Origin of the sequence: Thomasclavelia spiroformis DSM 1552 (assembly GCF_025149465.1) — a bacterium.
GTDB lineage: Bacteria > Bacillota_I > Bacilli_A > Erysipelotrichales > Coprobacillaceae > Thomasclavelia > Thomasclavelia spiroformis.
Window position 1 is genome coordinate 526,922 of sequence record NZ_CP102275.1, and the last position, 23,687, is coordinate 550,608.

Sequence of the window (23,687 nt, forward strand, 5' to 3'; positions counted from 1 at the left end):
AATGACATTGAGCTAAGCTTCTTTTTTAAATTTCCATTTCATCAATATCTGTATTTATTTCTACAAATTCACTAGACTTATGTAAGTTTCTTTTCTTGATTATGTTATCAATCATTATACTCATTTGTTCTATTCTTTTTTCAAATTCAATTGACAATTTATCTATTCGTTCGGAATTCATATCTGTATACATTTGATATTTTTTTAATTTTTCTTTGAACTCAATAACAATACCATCTAGTTTATTTAAATTAAATCTAGAAGGATCTTGTATATAATTGAGATAATCATTAAAGCTTTTATTTACATTTGAAAAAAATTTACCATAGTCATTAGTAAAGTCAATTTCATATGTTAATTTTTCGCATTGCATCGATTGTCCATTATCAAAAATCGGTACTACTTTAGACCATTCTAACGTCTTTACGTTTCTGATTATTCCATAATTTTTCATATGTCTATCTTTATTTAAAATTAAGCTATCAAGAAAAAACATATTTTCAATTTCTTGCCTTGCATTAGGAACATTATGTTCTTCTAATATTTGAATGTAATGCTCAAAGTCACTAATATGGTTTTCTTTCTTTTTTGACTTGTAAACATCAATGGCAGTTATTATCTCTTCATCATCTTTTATAAAGTTAATGCACTTGGACACTATTTTATTATCGATAATATCGATATCGTAATGACAATGTTCAAATCCTAATCTTTCACATATGGCAGATGCAAGCCATTCATTAATTGGCTCTTGTCTACTTGCAGTGTAAGTACTTTTAACTAGTATTCTATTTTTACCTTCTATTACCCATGCCTTTTGGAGCATACCATCTGTTGTATTATTTGGAGAATATATCTCTGGTTTAATATTTTGAGATGAACTTAAAGATACCATTAAATATCCTTTGTATTTAAAATCATTATTGAAGAAGTTTATATCTTCCCAATTAATATTTTCATTTTCAGGTTTTATCCAGTATTGGTCGCTTAATGATAGAGCATAAGCTTTATTTAATATTTCATTAGTTGAAGAAATATTTAGACGTTCCAATAGTCTTTCTATATCTTTTCTCCAAGAAGGAATGCCCCTTCCCCTAAACCAATTGTTTAGTTCTTTTTTCAAATTTTTAGATTTATCTTTATAAGCGTTATATAAAGATAAAGGGGAATAATCAATATTAATAATTTCATAGATATGGGAGATAGTATTACTGTCTTCATCATATTCCATGTAAGTTATTTTTTTATTTTGATTCATTAAATAACATTTCATCGATATAAACACCTTTCTTGATTTTTTCTTATTATATCATGATATGAGTTGTTAGGTAATTTATTTTCTGCATTATTTTGTCAGCAGTTATTAACCATAACAATCTTTTTACTTTTAATGCTTCAGCGAAGCTGAATAAGGCGCCTACTTGGCAAAATTGTTAAATAGGGCTATAAATAGATATATTGGTTTTTCACTTGGCAATTTTGCTAAGTATTGCATTTAATTTGTTATCAAAATGCTCATATAATGAATTTTGTGCCTCAGCGTGTTTTGTTAAATAAAGTTATATAATATTTATTTGTTTTCTTAAAATTTATTGAAATAATATATGTTAGTTTAATTTGATTTTCACTGGAATATATTTTTGGTGATTTTTTTGTATTTTAATTGCAATTTTAAAATAATTACGATATTTCTAAAAGTAGAAGTTTTTAATGTGATAATAGTGTAGCCATAGATAACCTTTATCAAAATTTAAAAATTTCTTAGTTGAAATAAATAATTATGAAAGGAATATGAAAAGTATAATGAAAGAAATTTATGAAACGCCAAAAATTGAAGTAATTACATTTAATACGGAAGATCTTCTATTAATGAGTGGATTAGACAATGATGGTGATGTTGGAGATTGGGGAGACCAGGAAATATAGTAAAAATGAAAAAGAAATATAAATTATTTATTTTAGTTTTATTATTAGTAGTGATTTTAATAGCTGGGATAGTATGGTTTTATAAAGGAAAAAATGATTCGAGTACAAAAATAAACCATAGTGAAGCTATCCCTGCTAGTCAAGAGACTGATTTTAATCAGTCAACGAATCAGGGAAATACGTCAAAAGAAGTAAATGAGGAAGATAACAGTGAAAAAGATAATGAAGCTGATATCCCTTGGGATTTTGTAGAATAGAGGAAAGAAGATGAATTGGAAAATTAAAAAAATTTATATAAGTATTTTAATTATAGCAGGGCTTATTTTAAGTAATTTTAGTATTTTAATGGCGCAAGATGAAAGTGCTGTGTTGCGTCCGGAGATTTATACTGAATCGATGGAAATTAGAACAGATGGGAAGCTTGGTTTACGTATAATTGCTTCAATTAATGAAAAGTATATTGAACAATTAGACAATCAAAATAAAGATTATGAGTATGGAATTATTGCAGTTCCGGCTACTGTATATGAGGCGAATCAATTAAATAATGATTTAGAATTTGGAAAAACATTTAAATATAGTGGTAAAAATTATAATGTTCTTGCGATTCCGGCTTTACGTGATTGGAGTATCGAAAGTAATCGAATTACTTTTACAGGTGTATTGACAGGAATTTCAGGAGCCGGTTTTAATACTAGATATGCGGTAAGAGCGTATTTAAAAGTTGACGGCCATTATATTTATGGAGATATTTTATCACAATCTGGTTATCAGGTAGCTAAAGATATGGCTTCTTCACTTGATATAGCACCAGCGCAACGTCAATTTGTTAAAACTAACGTTATGGATGCTTGTGATAAAGCTAGAGGTTCTTATAATGCGGCTGATTATTCAATAACTGATACTAATTCAACAATTACAAATGGATCAAATGGAAAGATACGTAATTATAAAAAAGTAATTATTGGTAGTAGTGTTAGTCAAGATGTTAATTTACGAGATATAAAAATTGATGAATTGGTAATAGATAGTAATGGTTCTTATACAATTAATGTTGATGCGACGCTTTTAGGTAAAATTAATATTATCAATAATAAAATGCGTACAGACAATAATATTACTTTAAATTTAGTTAATAAAACTGGAGTAGAAATTATAAATGCATTAGATAATATAAACATTATCGGTGATAGTAAGATTGGTGAATTAAATATTAATAACGATGTACGTGTTACTTTAGCATCACCGGTAAATAAAGTAATTGTTAATGGAATGAATGCTCAAATTAAGGTTGATAGCGTAATTGATAATTTAGTTTTTGCAAATACTGCAACTAATAATGTAATTACAGGTGAGGGTTCGTTTGTAAAAGTAGAAAATGGTGATAAAAATCAAGTTAATATTGATGAATATGTTGCAAATAGTATTAAGAGTGTAAATGTTCGAGGAATGTATAAGATGGAGGTTGTTTTAGAAAAGCCTACAGCTAAAGCTTTGACTAAAGAAGATATGTCAATTTTATGTCGTGGTGGAAAAGACATGACAATTTTAGCAGTAAAAACAATGGACAATCAAATATACGAGTTATCTACATCGGTTTTTGCTAAAGATGATTACTATACTTTTTCGATTGAATTAGACGATGGAAAGATTATTAGTAAGTTATTTTCATATCGTGTAAATTGTCCAACTGTTACAAATGCAGTTGTAACTCGTACTGAAGAAAATCGTGCAGAATTAGATTTATATGATGTTGATGAGACAGGAAAGATTTATATTTATATTCCAGGGGTTACGCAAATTATAACTCGTAGTGATGAAGTTACTCCGGATATTGTAAAAAAAGGAATGTCACAACAATTAAAAACAGGTTTTAATAAAGTGATGTTAAAAGGTTTAGAAAGTCAAATTACTTATGACTTATATTATGTTTTAGAAGCTACTGATGGCAGAACATCAGATGTTCATAAATTAAGAATAAATGGAACTATTCAAGAAGAAATCAATCTATCAAAGAAATATAAGATTGAAGCAGTTAGTGAGATGCCAAAAAATACAATCACAATTACTTTAAATCAGGCTCCAACTGAAAAATTAACACTAGAAAATTTTTCATTTATTTGTCCTTCAGATTCTGAATTAACTTTAACAGGAGCAGAGTTAAAAGTAAGTGAAGATGGAAAAGTATATAAAATTATTATCCCAGAAAATTACGGACATAAGGATAACCAATATATTGCTAAAATTACTTTTAGTGATGGTACAATTGCTAAAAAATCATTTCAGGTAGAGTTTAATCCACCTAAAATTACAAATTTTAAGGTTATTCGAAATGGAGAAAAAACATTTACATTAACTTTTAATTCTGATAAAGCAGGGGTAATATATTATAATACGTACAATTGGAATGGTGAATACAATAATGAAAGTAACACACCTAAGGTTTCAGATATTATCAGTGGTAAAGTTCCTACGATAAAAAAATCAATGTATGCTGGAAATAATGAAATTGAAATTAGTTTTAATGGTAGCGATAAAAGTGTATTTGTATTGTTTATGGATAATTTAGGTAATTATGCAGATTATTTAGAATATACTAATTTACCAAAATATGAGCCACAAAAACCTAGTGGGCCAATTGAAATTGAGTCTGTAAAGGCTACTTTGACTGGTGATTCAATGTATCCAACTAATATCAAAATTAAATTTTCAGAAAATGTTGATATCTTAGATTATCGTCCTTCAACAGGAGATGGTGATGCTAAATTTACTATGATTAAAAATGGTGGAAACTTACCTTCAAGGTTGTTTATTTCAAGTTATTTTTTAGCGGATAATATGACTTGGGATCTTGATATCGGGACAGCCTTTACTAAAGGGGGAACTTATAAAGTAAGTGTTACTGTACGTAAAGATAATAAATATTATGTTATTGAAAAAGAATTTGTAGTTGAGTAATTTTTTAGAGCTAGTAACTTTGTTACCGGCTCTTGTTTATATCAAGGAGAAAATAATGGGATATATTAATGAACAATATTATATTTTATCTTTAGCTAAGGCAATTGTTCTTCAAGATGAAATTCCTATTGATAAGTCGGTTAATTGGAAAGTAATTTATAATTTATGTAAATATCATAAAATTGATAATTTAATTGCTTATGGTATTGATTATTTAAAACAAGAAATAGACATACCAAAACAAATTATTGAAGCTTTTGATTGTGCTAGAAAACAGGGAATAATGAGACAAACAATTCAGGATCATGAATTAAAGGAAATTGAAGAGAAATTTGAGCAATTAAAAGTTAGTAATGTTGCTTTAAAAGGAAGTTTTTTAAAACAATATTATCCATCCAAAGATATGCGGTTATTAACTGATTTGGATATATTGTTCAAAAGCGAAGAAAAAGAAAAAATGCATCAAGGGTTAAAAGAATTAGGATATTATTTAAAATATCCAGGATCTCATCATGATGTTTATGTAAAGCAACCACTAACTGTTGTTGAAATGCATTACAGTTGTTATAGTAATAGTTATTTAAATCAACATTTTAATAATTTATTTTCACGGGTAGTAAATAAATCTAACAAGAAATATTGTTTTGAAATGTCTTTGGAAGATTATTATTTGTTTATGATTGGGCACATGGCTAAACATTTTGTTTATGGAGGTATTGGTATAAGAAGTATAATTGATTTAATTGTTTTTAATGCAAATTTTAAAGACGAGTGTGATTGGAAATTTGTAGATGAACAATTGAATCATGCGGGTTTATTGTGTTTTAGAAATTTGTTGCAAAAATTAATTGATGGGTATCGTGATGATGAATTGTTGAATTGTATTTTTAAAAGTGGTGCCTTTGGTACTAGTATTAATAGTTTAAATTTGGCTATTGTTAAAGATGGTGAAAGTGAAATTAAAATTTTAAAAAATAGATTATATTTAATGTTATCGATGAGTTATCATTTGGCATTTCCAAAAATTGATTTTATGAAAGAGAAATATCCTTATTTAAGAAAATATTCATTTTTGTTACCATTTGCTTATTTTCAAAGAGGATTTAGTAAATTTTTAAATAATCGACAAGAATTTTTAAATATTATAAAAAAACCTTTTACGCCTAAAAAGAAAGGGATTAAAGAAACAGCTAAAATATATAAAAGAGCTGGATTAAAAAGGGAGAATTTTCATGGCTAAATATAAAATTGCAAATTGTATCGTTGAGTATTCTCCATTTTATGACCTGTTGAAAAAACAGTTAGAACCATATAAATATATAGGTGAAGAAAAATATGATTTTTGTTTAGAACTTAACGAAACATTTTATCAAACAAAATTATTAGAAAATCCTCATTTGACATTAGCTCAGTGTGAGTATATTTTTGCAGGTAGTTATTTTTATCGATATTTATTAAAATATCACGGTTTTATGCTTCATGCCTCAGCGGTTGAAGTAGATGGAAAAGCATATTTATTTTCTGCTTCAAGCGGTACAGGAAAATCAACTCATACGAAGTTATGGCAAGAATATTTTGGGTATGATAAAGCATTAATTATCAATGATGATAAACCTGCTTTAAAATTTGAAGCGGGGAAATGGTACGTTTATGGAACTCCATTTAGTGGGAAAAGTGATAAAAATTTGAATCGAAAAGTATTGCTTAAAGGTATATGTATGATAGAAAGAGGTTTGGAAAATAAAATATGGTCAATAAGTGGTAAAGAGGCAATAGCATTGATAATTCAGCAGACTATTTTGCCACGTAATAATTTGTTGGTAAATAATTTATTAGATTTAATTAGTGATTTATTAGATAGGATACCGATATATCGCATGCAATGTAATATTTCTTTAGATGCAGTAGAGCTAGCGTATAAAAAAATGAATGAGGAGATAGAAGATGAAGATTAAAGAGGGTTTCTTAGTAAGAAAAGTAGCTGAAGATTTTGTGGCAGTTCCGGTCAATAGTATAGAAAATAATTTTTATGGAATGGTTCAATTGAATAAAACCGGAGCATTTATTTTTGAAATGCTACAAGTTGAACATACAAAAGAAGAAGTAATAGCAGCAATGCAAGATAAGTATGATTTATCAGCTGAACAAGCTAATTTATATTTTGATGATTTTATTGAAATCCTAAAAGATAATGATTTGTTAATTTAAGATGGAAGAAATATTATTAGAAAAAAATAAGTTGATTAATGCGCCAGTTGGAGTAAGTATGCTACCATTATTACGCCCCAATCGAGATGTTGTTATATTAGAAAATAACTTGAAGCCTGAAATATATGATGTAGTATTATATAAAAGGGATAATGGTAAGTATATTTTGCATAGAATCATAGACGTTGATAGCAATGGTTATGTGATGTGTGGTGATAATCAATTTATAAAAGAACTTGGAATAAAAAAAGAACAAATTTTAGCTGTGATGACAGGGTTTTATAGGGATAAAAAATATTATGAGAGCTCAAATAGATATTATCAATGGTATGTTAAAGTATGGTGTTATTCATTGAAACTTAGAAGGGTATTTATAGTTATATTGAAAATTTATAGAAAGATTAGGCAATTTATTTATGTTTCGAGAAAGTGATTTTAGCGTATTAAAGTGGATAACTGGTAATAGTGGTAAATATTTGTGATGGGTAATTTTACTTTCTTTTAATAGTATGCTTATTTCGCTTTGTTTTATTTTAATTGCCTTATTGTCTAAACAAATATTAGATTTGGCTACTGGCGATAGAAGTGGTTCGATTGTTTTAATGAGTTTATATTTGATAATGGTAATATTGTTTCAAGCATTATGTAATATTGTTTCGAGTAATTGTAGGATTTGTGCTCAAGTGAAAATTGAAAATAGATTAAAAGAGAATATGCTATTAAAATTATTATCTAAGCAGTATGAAGAGATTTTGGAATTTCATACAGGAGAATTAATGAATCGTTTTACTAGTGATATTGAGTTTGTTGTAGCAGGCTTAATATCATTTATTCCACAAGTTATTTCTTTATTTACTAAAATTATTGCAGGTTTAGGCGTACTATTTTATATGGATAAAAATTTAACTTTAGGAATTTTATTAGCGGGTCTATTAGTAATTGTTTTAGGAAGAATTTATAGTCTTAAATTTAGATATTTACACAAACAGATTCAACATACAGGAGGAATTGTCCGTTCTTTTATGCAGGAATGTTTAGATAATGTTATTGTTGTAAAATCATATAATAATGAAGATTTGATAAAAGAGCAGTTGGTATTAAAACAGGAACAATATTTTCGTGCAAAAGTTAAACAAAATACAATCAGTAACTTAGCTTCAACGGGTATTTATATTATAATGTCAACTGGTTATTATGTGACATTAAGTTATGGAGCATTACAAATCTCTAAGGGGGTATTAACATTTGGGACGTTGATGGCATTTCTTCAAATTTTGAACCAAATAAAAGGTCCGTTTCGAAATGTTTCAGGTTTATTACCCCAATATGAAAGTATGATTGCATCAGCACAAAGATTGAGAGAAATTGAAAATCTTAAAAATGAAGATAGACAGCATTCAAATGTTATAATTGATGAGTTTTATGAAAAATTTGAAAGTATTGATTTTATTAATTGTTCATTTGCTTATAAAGATAAAGTTGTTTTTGAAAAAATAAATATAAGAATTAAACAAGGAGCAGTGATGGCAATCGTAGGTGAATCTGGACAAGGAAAAACTACATTGTTTCATTTGTTATTGGGTTTATATCAAGTTAATAGTGGGGATATTTATTGGCGATTAAAAGATAAAAAAATTAAATTAGATGCTAGTACGCGTTCTCTTTTTGCATATGTACCCCAAGGAAATTTAATTTTATCAGGAACTATTAAAGATAATATTATGTTTGGAAATCCAAGAGCTACTGAAGCTCAGTTAAAAGAAGTTATTAGAATTAGCTGTTTAGATAGTGTTTTAGAGAAATTAAAATGTGGCATTGAAACTGAATTAAAGGAACATGGTAGTGGATTATCCCAAGGACAAAATCAACGAATAGCAATCGCTAGAGCCTTATTAAGTGAAGCACCAATTTTATTGTTAGATGAGTGTACATCATCCTTAGATGCTGAAACAGAATATCGTTTATTAAAAAATTTAAGAGAATATCATAAAAAAACGGTACTTTGCATTTCACACCGTCAAGCAGCTATAATGGCGTGTGATGGGGTGCTTAAAATTGAACCAAGAAAGATAACTTTGGACTATAATGAATAAAGTGTGAAAAATTCAATAATATGCATATTTTCTGCTCTTTTTTATGTAGATAAATTAAAAATTATCTTGTGTATTATGTTTAAATAAGTGATGGTAAAGCATATAATTGTCCATCAACATTTTTATATTTGAAATACAATATTTTACGTTAATTGTATTTTTCATTTCTTTAAATAAATTTTCAATATCTTAATATTACAATTATTATATGAGTTTGATTTTTTCGTATTAATTATACATTATTTAATTGTTCAAATTGTTATGATATTATTATTAAATTTGATGAATTTATCAAATTCAATATTTTTAAAGTACTGTGTTTTAGAAACATTAAAATTTTTTAAAATATCAGTTCCTGGAATTTATGTCTGATTTGTTATATTCTTTGTTTTTGAAATGGTTACAATTCATATATAGAATCTCTTTTTAAGTTAAATTTGTTTTCAAATTTATTTATTACTTAATTTAGAGATTTTTTAATATCAAAAAATAAAACTTTACTATATTATCTTTTTGTTTGATTTTTGCATTAGAAAGGATTTTTATTAAATAATAATTTATCTAATCTATTTCAAAAAATAGATATTGATGTAAAATTAGTTGCAATAGATAATTAATCTGAGAAATTTATCGGAAATATTTCGATACTAAAAGAATATAAATTAAAAAGAAGTTCCAATACATACATTAAAAGAAGTAAGAATTATGATGATTATGTATATCAAAACAACAATTACAAGATTTAAAAATAGCCTTTTTGATGTAGCTTAATGCTAAGAAAGTTATTTACAAAAATTGGTAAAAATAAATAATTTTAAATTAATGATTTGTATGGATACTCAAAGTTATATGGTTGGTAACTTTTAAGTATCAAAATATTTATTTTGATATTGATACATTTGGAATCATAGAAAATGAATTATTAGTTTTATTACGATCAATAACTTTATAATAATTAGGGTTTATTAGTAATTTTATATTTGCTTTTATTTTTTGATGTGATATAGGATATATTATTTATGGATAAGGAGTACAAAATGAAACCTAATAATAAAATTTTTGATTATATTTTAATAACATTAGCTATATCTTCAATAAGCTATTTTATCTTACTAATATTAAACTCACGATTTATCACTAGTTATATTTTATATTTAATATTTGCATGTATTTGTATTTTATATAGTTACTATGAATTAAAAAACAAAACAAGTATCTTATCAAAGTTACCTAAAATAATAAATTATATAATTAAAGGTATAATATGTATATCTATAATATTATTCATCATAATTGAAAGACTAATTATTAATGAGGCAAATAATTCTTATTGTAAACAAACAGATTTTGTAATTGTTTTAGGAGCAAAATTAAATGGTGCAGTTCCCTCTACATCATTAAAATACCGACTTGATGCAACATTAGAATATTATCAACAATTTCCTGAAACAACAATTATAGTAAGTGGTGGTCAAGGTAATGGCGAAAACATTAGCGAAGCTAAAGCAATGAAACAATATTTAATTGATAAAGGCATAAATAACAACTCAATTATTGAAGAAAATAAAAGTACATATGCAAAAGAAAATATTATTTATAGTAAAAAAATTATGGATTCATTAAAAAAAGAAAAATACACTGTTACCATTATCACAAACAACTTCCATTGTTATCGAAGTAAATTACTAGCAAATAAAAGCAATTTAACTGCTTATACATATAGTGCCAAACAACAAAAAGTATTAATTCCTCATTATTATATAAGAGAATTTTTTGGATGTTTAAAAGATATAATATTCTCGTAAATGCTAAATTTTTAATTATTTTTAAAAATTATGATAAGGATGAATTCAAGTAAGTATGTCACTCAATAATTTTTCATGTCCTATGGCTAATGCTATTAGGACTTTTTATATAGATTGATTAATTAGATAAGTATTTTTTATAATATTTATTTTTTATTGCTTTGCAACTTTTAAATTGATAATTTAAACTTTAGTATCAATTAAGTGATAAGTCTATAATAAATGTGTAAGGGATGATGTAATATGTATCATGCTAGTGAAGATATGTATTAAGTGTTAAATTAATTAAAAATAGTGACAAAAATTACATATAAATATATTTAAAATATTATATTTGTCTTTTTTATTTAAATAATTATAATAATTAGTAATCGTTTAATCTGTTTTTATTATGTTTAAAATAAAAAATGCATTATAAATATGTTATAAACCTAAAAGGGTGTAAATTTACTATGTTAAAAAGAATAAATTTTTAATTAATTAATTAAAATACATTCTCTAAATAATATATTAGAATTTTAATGTATTTTTAATCTGAATAAGTCACCAGTAGTTCACTTAAAAATACAAATATAAATAATACGGGAGGTAAAAAAATGAAAAAAATTTTAAGAAGCTCATTAGTTTTAGCTCTTACATTATCTTGTGTTCCAATGAATACAAATCAATTAGATGCATTGGCTGCTTCTGATATTGAGGTAACTAATTCAAATAACATTGTAACAATTGGAAATGAGTATATTGAAAGAGAATTTTCAACGGTAGATAATAAACTAAAAACTACTAGTATTGAAAATAAACGTGCTAAAACAACATTTGAACCTGCAAGCGGTAGTGAAGAATTTATTATTAAAACAACTAAAGAGCAAAAAGATGCTCCAGTTGTACCGGCACTTAATCGTGATGGTTGGGCAGCGACAGCTGATAGTTTTCATAATGCATCAGGACCAAATGATGGACCAGCACAAAATTTATTAGACGGAGATGTTAATTCAATCTGGCATACTAATTATGGTGGAGGAACTGGTGATCAAGAATATCCTCATAACGTTGTAATTAATTTAAAAGGTGAGACAACATTTCAAGCATTTTCTTATACACCTAGACAACAAGGTGAAGAGACAAATGGTAATATTAAAGGATATGAATTATGGGTTTATAATGGACCGGTTGGTGATGATTTAGCAGTTGATTCATCTGAATGGAAACAAGTTGCTAAAGGAAATTTTGTTTATGAAGGAGTAAATCCAATTTATGTAAATTTAAAGGAAGCTACAACAGCAACACAAATTAAATTTGTTGCAACTTCATCTAATAATGGTCAAAAATTTGCTGGTGGAGCAGAATTTAATTTACATGCAGAAAAAGCACCTGTTGAAGAAGATAATACACGTTCTTTTGAAACAAGTGATTTGACTTTAAAGTCAAATGGGGTAACAGTAGAAGATACAGCTGCTACAATTAATAACACAGAAAAAATTGGTAAAAAAGTAACTTTTTCTTTTGAACCATATAATTTTAAAGGCGTAGATTATACAATTAATGAAGTTGTTGTTATGTATGAAGGAGATCACTTCATGCGTAAATATATGGAAATCAGTGTACCTGATGGACAAGCGGATGAAGCTGAAATCGATTATATTGATTTAGAGTCATTGAATATCAATGAAAGTGATGCTACTTGGACTATTCCAACTGGAAAAGGTGGCGTTGTTGAAATGGATGAATTTAAAGCTAATTTAGGACAACCGATTTATATTCAAGGTATGTTTATGGGATGTGAATTTCCTGTAGCAGATACACAAATCGTTAATAATAATGGTTATATGAGATACTATACAGGTAAAACATTTGATAAATTAGTTGAAGATAAGCAAGCTGTTAGTAAAGATGGCATGACAAATTATATGACATGGCAAACTGTAGCTGGGGCTGCTAGAAGCACTGATAATTCTGTAATCCAAGCAGATTTTTATGATTATATTAAATCTATTGCGACACCTTCTGAATTTAGAATTCAATACAATTCATGGTTTGATAATATGATGCGAATTGATGATGAAAATATTCTTAATTCATTCATTGAAGTTGATCGAGAATTAAGTAATACAGGTGTTAGACCATTAGATTCATATGTTGTAGATGATGGATGGAATAATTATAATGATACACATGTTGTAGATGCAGTTCGTTCTGGAACAACATTAAATCAAACAGGATTCTGGGAATTCAATAGTAAATTTCCTAACGGATTAACACCTTCAAGTGAATTAGTAAATAATTTTGGAAGTAATTTTGGGGTGTGGGTTGGACCACGTGGTGGTTATAATTTCTATAGTTCTTTAGCGGACATTTTGGTTAAAAATGGTACAGGAAGTAAAGCTGGAAATTCGATTGATGTAGCAGATCGTAACTATATTAAAAACTTCCAAGAAATGGCTGTAAATTGGCAAAAAGAATACAAAGTTAACTATTGGAAATGGGATGGATTTGCTGATAGAGCACAATTTAATGCTTTCCCTGCTAAAGATGGTGTACCTGGATATGCAAATAACCACATGACAGGTGGATATAAAAATATGTATCATGTAACTGATATGTGGGAAGCGTGGATTGATTTGTTTGAAGTAGTTCGTCAAAGTGAAATTGATGACAATATCAACGATTTATGGATTTCATTGACTTGTTATGTAAATCCAAGCCCTTGGTATTTACAATGGGCAAACAGTGTATGGATCCAATGTACACATGACCGTGGTGATGCAGGTCCAATTAATAACAAAATGGATACCATGTTAACTTATCGTGAAGCTGTTTATTATGACTTCGTTAAAGAACACGAATTCCAATTCCCGCTTGCGAACCTTTATAACCATGATCCAGTTTATGGAGTTGAAGGTACACAAATTAATATCAATTCAATGACTGATGAACAATTTAAAAATTACTTATATATGATGTCAACTCGTGGGACTAGTTTCTGGGAATTGTATTATTCAGATTCAATCATGACAAAAGGAAAATATGAAGTTAATGCAGAATTCTTATCATGGGCTGAAGAAAATTTCCATATTTTAAAAAATGCTAAGATGTTTGGTGGAAATCCAGCTAATGGTGTTAAGTTAGGTGGAATTGGACAATCAACAGAATTTAATACTTATGGATTCTCTGCTTGGGATGGTGAGGATGGAATTATTTCAATGCGTAATCCTGATAGCAAAGCACAAACGATTACATTTACTTTAGATCGTAATATTGGTCTTGCAGAATCTACTAAAGATAAAACTTTATATAGTACAGGAATTCATAGTTACAATATGCCTGAAGGCGGAAATGATAACTATAAAGAATTTAGATATGGTCAAGAAGTAACTGTTACTTTACAACCAGGTGAAACAAGACTTTGGTCTTTATCAACTACTAAGGATGTAGAAGCTCCTACATATACAACATTATCAACTGATGGAGATAAAACATTAAAAGTTAAATTTGATGAAAAAGTAATTGGAACAGATTTTGATGTTACAGTAAATGGTAAGGCTGTAGAAGTAGCTAATGTTAATAAGAGCATTGATCAAGTGTCTTATGAAATTGAATTAGCTAATAAACCAACTAATAACGCATCAGTTATTGTAACTGCTAAAGATATTACAGATTTAAATGGAAACAAAGTTGCTAAAGCTGATAAATCAGTAGTATACCATAAAAATAATACTGCTTTATCTGTTAAAGCTGATGAATTAGAAGGTTCTAAAACAGTAGGAACTGTAGCAAAATCATTAAGTAATGATAATGGATTTAGTGTAATTGTAGATATTAATACTACAGTAAGTAATAAAAAACTTGCTAGTCAAGGATATATAATAGGAGTTAATGCGGAAGGTAAAGCATATTTTGCACTAGGTGAAGCAACTGCTACATCTAAAGTTGCTGTAAATGATGGTGCAGATCATCAAATCCAAGCTGTTAAAGAAAATAATGGTATCTTGAAATTATATGTTGATGGTACATTACAAAGTTCAGCATATGATAAAGATAATGAAACATTTGTTATCGAAGCAGCCAAAACTACTCTAGGTAGTGATGGATTCGAAGGTAAATTGGGTGTAAAAGTATTAGACAAAGCTTTAGGTTATAATGAATTCACAACAGATACTGATGAAGAAGGATTAATTCCAAGAGAAAATATTACGCCTACAGCTACTACACACGACAGTGGAGAGGGAGCTGTAGCTAATAATGCAAATGACGGTAATACAACTACTTATTGGGCAAGTGCGCAAAGTGCTGACAATAGAACTACAAAACAATATTTAACTTATGAATTATCAAATACTTATACAGTAAACAAAGTACAATATATTCCAAGATATGATGCTACTCAAAAGTTAAATTGTACAGGTAATATTTTACAATATGTTGTAGAAACAAGTATGGATGGTCAAGAATGGAAACAAGTAGCGGCTGGTACTACAGTAAGAGAAGGTAATGGGGTAACTGATATCGTTCTTGAAACGCCAGTAGAAGCTAAATATATTCGTTTAGGAGCAACTGATACATACCATTGGCAACAAGGAAGTAATAATAAAGTTGTTACAGCTGCAGAATTTAAAGCATATGGTAAGATTGAATTAGATACTGCTGCTTTAAGTCAACGTATTGAAGAATTAGAAAAAGTTGATACAACAAATTGTACTGAAGAAAGTATTGAAGAATTTAATGCTTTATTAGATGAAGCTAGAGATGTATTAGAAAATGCAACTGATCAAGAAGAAATAGCTCAAATGATTGAAGCATTAAAGAATGCAGAAAGTATTTTAAAACCTAATGAACCAGTTAAAGAAGCAGATAAAACATTATTAAAGATTGCACTAGATTTAGCAAATGCAATTACTGATGAAGATTTAGCCAATGTCGTACCAGCAGTAGTAGAAGAATTCAAAGCAGCAAGAGATGAAGCTAATGGAATTTATAATGATACTAGTGCAACTCAGGATAAAGTAAATGCTGCATTTGATAGACTTGCAACAGCTATGCATATGTTAGACTTTGTTAAAGGTGACAAAACAGCTTTAAAAACTTTTATCGATAAAGTAAGTGGTCTAGAAGCAAGTAAATACACAGAAGCTACATGGGCACCATTTAATGAGGCTTTAGTAGTAGCGGTAGGTGTATATAACGATGAAAATGCAATGCAAGAAGAAATAACTAAAGTATACAATGAATTAGTAACAGCATTCTTGAACTTAAGATTAATTCCTGATAAAACTTTATTAGAAGATTTAATCAACAAAGCAAATGGATTAAACGTTGCTAATTATACAAAGGCATCATATAAAGTTTTAAGTGATGCATTGAATGAAGCAAAAGTAGTATTTGAAAATCCAAATGCCACTCAAGAAGAAGTAGATAGTGCAAAAGATGTTCTTGCAAAAGCTATTGCTGGATTACAAATTGTAACAGCTGATAATACAGTAAGTACCCCAGTAAATAAAGGTGATACTACAAGTGTAAAAACAGGAGATAATGGTTTAGTTGGAATGTTTACAACAATGACATTATTAAGTGTAGCTGGATATATAGCATTTAGAAGAAAAGAAGATTAATTTTTTGGCAATCTAAAATAACCTGGGGTTCTGGGGTTTTAGATACTAAATCATAACGGGGAAAAGTTGTTCCCCGTTTTTTTGTTTAATAAGAATTTGGATTCGTCAACGGGTATATTGTAAAAATAAAACTATAAGGGTACCTTTAAAATAAGGTACCCAAAAAAGTGTCAGAAAATATTATTTCCTGAACATGTTTTTATTACACTCTGGACATTGGCAGCTGTATCTTCTTTCTTTTGATCCGTTATGTAATTCTATTTCCAAAAATTCTTCCAGTATCCAATCAGGTACGTCTTCTTCATACCCGCATGATTCACATTTCATCCTGACCATTACATCATTTTCAATAAACTGCATAAGTTCTTCATCAGTCCATCCCTGTTGCTGCTGGTCTGGTTCGACTTTTGAGATACTTTGAGTTGTAGATGCATCCGTTTCGATATCGTCTGTCATTTTTTATCCCTCCTTCAAAAGGATCATATGTCTCTGCATAATTCATTATTTCTCCACATGTACATAGTAGAGGATCCCTCTGAAATGATTGTATCATATAATATCTGAAATGTGTCTTTTCCTTATTTATTTTAGCTGCTGCTGCTCTTTCTTTTTTGTACTGAACTTTACGTTTAAGTTTTTTCCAACCAGTTCTGCCATTCTGTCATATGTCTTTAAACTTTTGTTTGCATAGAATCCAAAATATCTTACCATCTTAAAATTTCTTTCAGGACAGTGTAGAACAACATTATTGATAAAACTGGTAACTGGTTCGATTACATCAATACGCTTATCATCTTCGTGTCGGTGATAAAACCAGTGAACTGTTTTATTGATATCATCATATTTTACTATCCTGCTTTCGGCCATGACCGGTCTGCTGGTATACCTGGTGATATATTTAACGCAATCATTGATATCGTCTTCATCCTGATCTTTTTTGAATTTAGGAGCATGGACATAGAAACCTTCAGTGTATTTAGTATAATACCAGAGTTTTAGTCTTCTGAAGGTCTCATTGTTACCGATTCTTTTATCAAGATAATCAAGTAGCTGATATCGCCATGTCTGTCTTAGTTTTTTATAGGACATAAAGGAAAAGTTTTTAATTTTATCATTTTTTGTATCGTATGCATCTTCACATACTAAAATATGAATATGAGGATTCCATTGGAGATTACGCCCAAAAGTATGCAATGAAGCGATAGCACCAAATATAATATTATTTCTGGTATCTTTGTAGAGATATTTGGATTTGTGCTTTGTTTTTTTGCAGATATGATTCTTTTTAAATCTGTTTTTCATTTTACGGTATTTACAGTCATTGAAAAGAGAAGCCAGTACATTGCGAGATACAGTGAAGAAACCCTCAAGAAGAGATCTGTCTTTTAAAAAGAAAGGTCTAAGTTCTTTAGGGATAGTAAAAACAATGTGTCGATGTTTTGATTCAAAAGCCATAGCAGAAACATGAGCAGCACGTTGCTGGGCAGCTTTTGAACCGCATTTGCTGCAGAATCTGGAAGAACAGGTATGAGGGACAATAGTTTCATGACCGCAGTTAGGGCATTCGAAAAGATCGAAACCTAAATAAACAGAGGAGCAAAGAATAGTTTTTTGAATATTATCAAAAGTAATATCACGCAATTTACCAGAAAGATAAAGATTGTGAATATATTCAAAATTATCAAAGAAAATGTATTTAAAAGATTCTTTAGAATTTTTTTAAAATATTGTCTTAAATTAAAAAGAGCTAATGTATCAGTAGGTACAGCTAAATCAATCATCTAAAATCACCAGTTCTATTATAAAACAAAAAAAGGGAGATAATCATAAAAGTTGTGATTTATCACCCAATGGACAAAATTTATTTTTGTCCTTTTTTTATATCTTTCTATGAGAAAATGTACTTTTATTTGATATCTGTATTTTTGATTGGATACATGTGATATGTGGCATCATCATTGAGGCAGTACATGACCCTGTTTTTAAATCTATGCCAGTTAAGATATCCATTTGAACTATGTTTGAGTAATTTTATTGATTTATTTCTATTTTCAATGATTCCATTAGAAATGCGTTTCCCATCTGCTCTTATAAATGAATTGACGATTTCCCGTTTCCATTTAGTAAGTGTATTTGCAAAATCTTTCATTTCTTTAATAGGACTGCTTTTAAATAGGGTAATCAGTTCGTCGATATTTTTTTTGGCACTGTCATAAGAAGAATCCCTGTAAAAAACATCCAGCTGATATTTAAGGTCATAAGCTAAATCTAATTCCCGATCATCCCTGATCATATAGTCAAAAATATCATAGTAGTTGAAATATCCCTGAAGTACTTTATTATATTTCTTTTCTACATTGGGATCGTATATACACTTGTTGTTATTGGAGAAGAGCATCCAGTGGAATTTTTTCAAAACATAATAATGTCTGGATACTTCTGATAATTCATTTTTTTCAGCTTCGGTAAGGTTTTCTTTTTTGTTAAGGTAATTTTTTCTGGAGTAATAGCGATTCATGGAATTGATTCTTACTTTATCCAGTTTTCTGTGAAATTCCTGCTTGACATGATAGTGATCAACAGCACATAAGGCATCAGGAAACATAATTTTAGAAACAACACGATATGATTCCCACATGTCGAATGATACAACTTTAACTTTTTTCTTTCTGATAAAGGAATATTAAAGAAATAATCCATCAGTACCTGTTTTCTTCTTGATGGAAGTACATCAACGATATTTTGTGACTGAAAATCAAGAAGAACACAGATGTATCTGCTTTTTTCGGATTTAAAAGCATAAACTTCATCAATGCACAGATATTGAGGAAGCTGCCTTCTTGACATGCAGACAAATGAATCAAAAATATGAGCGGCAGTTGTCTGTGAAATATGATAACGCTGAGCTACATCTTTAAATGTTGCAGCAGGATGCTTCAAATCTCTAAGGATATTATATACAGTCGCTAAGGAGATTCGTGAACCGGCAACAGAAAAAGGATTAAGTTCATAGAATGTTTTATTGCATTTTTTGCATCTGTATCTTCTGGCTCGATAATCAATCACACATCTATGACTGGTCAAAACAGAATGAGTGATGGTTTTTGTGGAGTAATCTTTAACTTGGTCAGTCATATTGAGGCATACAGGACACCGATGCGGTTTTCTGGCAAGAGTTACAGCTATATGAAGGTCGTCCTTTTGATGAGAGATGGCGAATGATTCAATATCCTTATTTTCAAGATTGAAGAACTGAAGGAAATCATTCTGGCTAATAACGTTTTTAGGCACAGTAGAAGTATCACACATGAAGCATCACCGCCATATCATAAAAAAATAAACATAATTTCATAAATAAATATACACTCCTTTCTTTGTTTACAGGTAAATAATAGAACCAAAAAAGGAAAGAAGATATAAAAGTTATGTGGTTATAAAAATAACGGGGAGATTTCTGGAATTAAATTTACATAAAACAAAATAATCATCGATAAAACAGGAAAATTTATGCTTAAGGTAATAAAAGTGAGATGAGTTGAGGATAGGGAGGGCAGTAATGACGATCTTATAAAGATCATGAAAAGTCAAGGAAATAAAAGGGATCATATCTTCAGCCAGGATAGCATGTGTTTTACCGCAGGATTTGCACATGATGCGAGTGATTCTGATTCTAATTTTTTGATTGAAAATAAAGATAGTACGAAAGTAGTAGGCATGTCTGATCCATAAAGAACCATGACAGTTAGGACATAGAATATTATCAAAATTTAAAGAATTAACGGAATCGTTATATGACTTGGATATTAAAGCTTCTAATTTATTCAGGTCAGGAAGAATAGTATTGATTTTTTTATTAAAATGGGTTATTATCATATTGTTCTTATGGAAAGGATGTATACAGACTGTGGTAGGAAAGTATGCATCCTTTTTTCTTTCTCAAAATTTCAGATAAACTGATAAAATAATTTTATCAAAAACCCCGTGAATATGGAAAGAATATAAATAATTATAATAAAAGAGCACCCCTATATATTTGAGTGCTCATTAAAACCCCGTAAAAGATTAGATAGTCAATTTTTTAAACGGTTATGAATTTTCATAACCGTTTTTTTAAGAAATTTGTTAAATAGAAAATACAGGTTAGAGCTAGTTAGAATTTATTTGTGATTATGACTAACTTATGCTTTATTTTTGAAAAAATATTTTGTTATTGAATTGCTTATATGGAGAATTTTACGATTTGTTTCATTTTAATAAAATAATATATGTGTTAAGATTATTTTTATTTTGGTTATTTTTTGATATATAAATTTTATTAGTAATGCTTTTATGAATTGTTACAAAATTGAAACAATTTAAAGATAGGTTATAAAGTATTTATAGTATAACAAAATTATCATATTTCTTTAAAGAATATTGGTAAGGGGCTATAATAAAAATGTAAAAGATGGCTATGATATTAAAATAAAATTTATATAAAATAGAAGGGATATTTATGAAAAAATATATTTTAATAACAGATATTATTGGGTTGGTAGGTAGTTTAATAATTTTTATTTTGAGTATAATAAGTGAATATGACTTATGGGCTATTGTTATTTTAGGAATTATTTGTTTAATTTGGATATTTAAATTAATATATTATTATAAAAATTACATTTTATTAAAAAAGTGATAGTTTGTAAAAAGTAGTTATAGAAATAATATACATATTTTTTAAATTAAATGTAGGGAATTTTATTATTGTTTTTGTTGATAAATAAGAAAGGGATAATTTATGTATTACGTTATTATATAAAAAATTATGAAAGATATTAACATTTTAGGAAAAAAAGTAGATGTTATTGTAGATAGACCATTAGGATCATACCACCCTAAATATAAAAATTTATATTATCCTGTAAATTATGGATATGTTGAAAATATCATAGCTGGCGATAATGAATGGCAAGATGTCTATATCTTAGGAATAAATGAGCCAATAGAAAGGTATACAGGTAAAGTTATTGCGATTATTCATAGGTTTAATGATATAGAAAATAAATGGGTAATAGTACCAGAAGAAATGTCATTTACTAAAGAACAGATAAAGAAATTAGTGGATTTTCAAGAACAATATTTTGAATCTGAAATAATCATGTAATAAATAAATGAGCTTAATCAACTAAGCTCATTTTTGTTTTTAATTTTATTTTTTTTAATTACTTTAATAAATTCATCATCATTTTTACCTGTAGGATCATCTAAATTCCAATTATCATCAAAATCTTTACCAATATATGGACAATTTACATTACATCCCATAGAAATAATAATATCTACTTTAGGAATATCTTGTATTAATTTACTGTATTGTTCTTTTTCATATCGATTTGATAAAGTTCTTTTATAAGCCTAACAGCATCTTGATTAATTTGTGGTTTTAATTCTGTTCCACAAGAATAAAAATCATATTTATTGCTCATGAATTTTTTGCCTAATGCTTTTGCTATTTGACTGCGACAAGAATTATGAACACACACAAATGCAATTTTTAGCGTTCTTTTCATATATTCACTAATCTTTCATTTTATTTGACAAAATATGTTTCACTTCGTCTACTGACTAAACTTTCCCAAAAGAAACAACTTCACCATTTAATACTAATGCGGGTGTTGACATAACACCATAAGATGCAATTTGAGTAAAATCGGTGATATGACTAATTGGTAAATTTAAGTTCAATTCAATTACTGCCTTTTTTACTGATTTTTCTAATTTTTCACATTTTTTACATCCCGATCCTAAAATTTTGATTCCATCTTCTTTTTTTGATTCTTCAGCTTTAATAATATTTTCCTGGTCAATCTGACTACAACAACATTCCTTTTTTTCTTTCCTTTTAAACAAATTTATATTTATTCTCCTTTCATAATCAAACATTGATGCAACATTAAAAATATACTTATCAATGGAATATTCTCTAAGTATAAAGCTACAACAAATATACGCTTAAATTGTATAGATTGATATCTATTATCATGTTAAAAACAACATTTGACATATGCTTTTTTCTAATATAGTAAAAATGAAAATATATTAAACAAATAACCAACAATAATAATTCCTAAAGTGCATATTGTAATAAATAGTATAAGTAATTTAGGCTTTACAGCTTTTTTTAACATAATCAATGAAGGCAAACTTAATGTTGTTACTACCATCATGAATGATAAAACTGTTCCTAGTAGCGCTCCCTTAGCTAGTAAAGCTTCAGCAACTGGGATTGTTCCAAAAATATCAGCATACATTAGAATTCCTACGATCGTTGCTAAAATAACCCCAAAAGGATTATTTCCATCTAATATGCCTTCTATCCATATTTCTGGAATCCAGTTATGGATAATAGCACCAATACCTACACCTATTAAAATATAAGGAAAAACTTTTTTAAAAGTTTCTATAACCTGTTCCTTGGCATACTGTAGACGTTCTTTTTTACTTAAATCTGGCGAGCTGATATCTACACTACTAGACTTCATAATAAACTCTTCAACATATTTTTCCATATGCATTTTTTCAATAATTGTGCCACCAATAACTGCAATAATAAGACCAACTATCACGTAGACAACAGCTATTTTTATTCCAAAAATACTCATCAATAAAACCAGGCTTCCTAAATCAACCATCGGAGATGAAATCAAAAATGAAAAAGTAACTCCTAGAGGTAATCTAGCATTAGTAAATCCAATAAATAACGGTATAGATGAACATGAACAAAATGGTGTTACAGTACCTAATAAAGCAGATATAATATTTGCTTTTATACCGTGGAATTGCCCTAAAATTTTCTTACTTCTTTCTGGTGGAAAATAACTTTGAATATAAGAAATAATAAAGATTAGTATGCATAATAATACGGTGATTTTAATAACATCATAGATAAAAAACTGTATACCAGCTCCTATATTTGAATTAATATCTATGCCTATAGAAGATAATAATATAGCAATAACTTCATTTAGCCAGTTCATCCCTAAAATTCGATTTTGAAAAAACAACCAAATTTCTTTCATATTCTCTCCTTATATCGATATATATCGATTTAT

Annotated in this window: 22 protein-coding genes; 12 read left to right on the forward strand and 10 right to left on the reverse strand. The window is 28.2% G+C overall.

Annotated features, from left to right (window positions below; genetic code table 11):
- Positions 1-25: 25 nt before the first annotated feature.
- A complete protein-coding gene (locus NQ543_RS02265; protein WP_039903667.1) occupies positions 26-1,273 on the reverse strand; it encodes a HipA family kinase in 1,248 nt (415 codons plus the stop codon).
- Positions 1,274-1,791: 518 nt separating this feature from the next.
- Here NQ543_RS02265 and NQ543_RS02270 point away from each other — a divergent pair.
- The 10 genes from NQ543_RS02270 (at position 1,792) to NQ543_RS02315 (ending at position 16,596) form a co-directional block, all read left to right on the forward strand.
- The gene (locus tag NQ543_RS02270) at positions 1,792-1,926 is read left to right on the forward strand and encodes a hypothetical protein (protein ID WP_004609110.1); all 135 of its coding nucleotides are present in this window, start codon (positions 1,792-1,794) and stop codon (positions 1,924-1,926) included.
- Between the two features lie 5 nt (positions 1,927-1,931).
- Positions 1,932-2,183 (forward strand): hypothetical protein, encoded by a 252-nt coding sequence (locus NQ543_RS02275; RefSeq protein ID WP_004609111.1) that lies wholly within the window; start codon positions 1,932-1,934, stop codon positions 2,181-2,183.
- Positions 2,184-2,193: 10 nt separating this feature from the next.
- The gene (locus NQ543_RS02280) at positions 2,194-4,884 is read left to right on the forward strand and encodes a hypothetical protein (protein WP_004609112.1); all 2,691 of its coding nucleotides are present in this window, start codon (positions 2,194-2,196) and stop codon (positions 4,882-4,884) included.
- Positions 4,885-4,939: 55 nt separating this feature from the next.
- Positions 4,940-6,124 (forward strand): nucleotidyltransferase domain-containing protein, encoded by a 1,185-nt coding sequence (locus NQ543_RS02285; protein WP_039903669.1) that lies wholly within the window; start codon positions 4,940-4,942, stop codon positions 6,122-6,124.
- Positions 6,117-6,839 (forward strand): hypothetical protein, encoded by a 723-nt coding sequence (locus NQ543_RS02290; protein WP_004609114.1) that lies wholly within the window; start codon positions 6,117-6,119, stop codon positions 6,837-6,839. The genes NQ543_RS02285 and NQ543_RS02290 overlap by 8 nt, the downstream gene beginning before the upstream one ends.
- Positions 6,829-7,092 (forward strand): PqqD family protein, encoded by a 264-nt coding sequence (locus tag NQ543_RS02295; RefSeq protein WP_004609115.1) that lies wholly within the window; start codon positions 6,829-6,831, stop codon positions 7,090-7,092. Before NQ543_RS02290 ends, NQ543_RS02295 begins: the two co-directional genes overlap by 11 nt.
- 1 nt (position 7,093) lies before the next feature.
- Complete coding sequence (locus NQ543_RS02300; RefSeq protein WP_004609116.1) at positions 7,094-7,525, forward strand: S24/S26 family peptidase; 432 nt, start codon at positions 7,094-7,096, stop codon at positions 7,523-7,525.
- Between the two features lie 55 nt (positions 7,526-7,580).
- Positions 7,581-9,185, forward strand: a complete 1,605-nt coding sequence (locus NQ543_RS02305; protein ID WP_259935719.1) for an ABC transporter ATP-binding protein — start codon at positions 7,581-7,583, stop codon at positions 9,183-9,185.
- A 1,037-nt stretch (positions 9,186-10,222) separates the two neighbouring features.
- Positions 10,223-10,990 carry a YdcF family protein gene (locus tag NQ543_RS02310; protein WP_039903672.1) on the forward strand — a complete coding sequence of 256 codons (768 nt, stop codon included), beginning with the start codon at positions 10,223-10,225 and terminating at the stop codon, positions 10,988-10,990.
- A 596-nt stretch (positions 10,991-11,586) separates the two neighbouring features.
- The gene (locus NQ543_RS02315; protein ID WP_004609119.1) at positions 11,587-16,596 is read left to right on the forward strand and encodes a discoidin domain-containing protein; all 5,010 of its coding nucleotides are present in this window, start codon (positions 11,587-11,589) and stop codon (positions 16,594-16,596) included.
- Positions 16,597-16,776: 180 nt separating this feature from the next.
- Here NQ543_RS02315 and NQ543_RS02320 read toward each other — a convergent pair whose 3' ends face one another.
- The 5 genes from NQ543_RS02320 to NQ543_RS12095 form a co-directional block, all read right to left on the reverse strand.
- Positions 16,777-17,052 carry a hypothetical protein gene (locus NQ543_RS02320; RefSeq protein WP_117604461.1) on the reverse strand — a complete coding sequence of 92 codons (276 nt, stop codon included), beginning with the start codon at positions 17,050-17,052 and terminating at the stop codon, positions 16,777-16,779.
- 126 nt (positions 17,053-17,178) lie between these two features.
- Positions 17,179-18,237, reverse strand: a complete 1,059-nt coding sequence (locus NQ543_RS02325) for an IS91 family transposase (protein ID WP_259935508.1) — start codon at positions 18,235-18,237, stop codon at positions 17,179-17,181.
- 265 nt (positions 18,238-18,502) lie between these two features.
- A complete protein-coding gene (locus NQ543_RS02330; RefSeq protein ID WP_259935510.1) occupies positions 18,503-19,234 on the reverse strand; it encodes a transposase in 732 nt (243 codons plus the stop codon).
- Entirely contained in the window at positions 19,126-19,905 is a 780-nt protein-coding gene (locus NQ543_RS02335) for a transposase family protein (protein ID WP_259935511.1), read from the reverse strand. Before NQ543_RS02335 ends, NQ543_RS02330 begins: the two co-directional genes overlap by 109 nt.
- 114 nt (positions 19,906-20,019) lie before the next feature.
- Complete coding sequence (locus tag NQ543_RS12095; RefSeq protein WP_004608838.1) at positions 20,020-20,469, reverse strand: DUF6431 domain-containing protein; 450 nt, start codon at positions 20,467-20,469, stop codon at positions 20,020-20,022.
- 622 nt (positions 20,470-21,091) lie between these two features.
- Between NQ543_RS12095 and NQ543_RS02340 the strand changes: the two genes are divergently transcribed.
- Positions 21,092-21,271: a hypothetical protein gene (locus tag NQ543_RS02340; RefSeq protein WP_004609122.1), complete on the forward strand. Its 180-nt coding sequence runs from the start codon at positions 21,092-21,094 to the stop codon at positions 21,269-21,271.
- A gap of 129 nt (positions 21,272-21,400) precedes the next feature.
- The gene (locus tag NQ543_RS02345; RefSeq protein ID WP_004609123.1) at positions 21,401-21,739 is read left to right on the forward strand and encodes an inorganic diphosphatase; all 339 of its coding nucleotides are present in this window, start codon (positions 21,401-21,403) and stop codon (positions 21,737-21,739) included.
- A 17-nt stretch (positions 21,740-21,756) separates the two neighbouring features.
- Here NQ543_RS02345 and NQ543_RS12140 read toward each other — a convergent pair whose 3' ends face one another.
- The 4 genes from NQ543_RS12140 to NQ543_RS02360 form a co-directional block, all read right to left on the reverse strand.
- Positions 21,757-21,900, reverse strand: a complete 144-nt coding sequence (locus NQ543_RS12140) for a hypothetical protein (RefSeq protein WP_004609124.1) — start codon at positions 21,898-21,900, stop codon at positions 21,757-21,759.
- A gap of 35 nt (positions 21,901-21,935) precedes the next feature.
- Positions 21,936-22,145 (reverse strand): arsenate reductase/protein-tyrosine-phosphatase family protein, encoded by a 210-nt coding sequence (locus tag NQ543_RS12145; RefSeq protein WP_004609125.1) that lies wholly within the window; start codon positions 22,143-22,145, stop codon positions 21,936-21,938.
- Positions 22,146-22,200: 55 nt separating this feature from the next.
- Positions 22,201-22,491 (reverse strand): thioredoxin family protein, encoded by a 291-nt coding sequence (locus NQ543_RS02355; protein WP_050752799.1) that lies wholly within the window; start codon positions 22,489-22,491, stop codon positions 22,201-22,203.
- 158 nt (positions 22,492-22,649) lie between these two features.
- Positions 22,650-23,654 carry a permease gene (locus NQ543_RS02360; RefSeq protein ID WP_004609127.1) on the reverse strand — a complete coding sequence of 335 codons (1,005 nt, stop codon included), beginning with the start codon at positions 23,652-23,654 and terminating at the stop codon, positions 22,650-22,652.
- Positions 23,655-23,687: the final 33 nt, after the last annotated feature.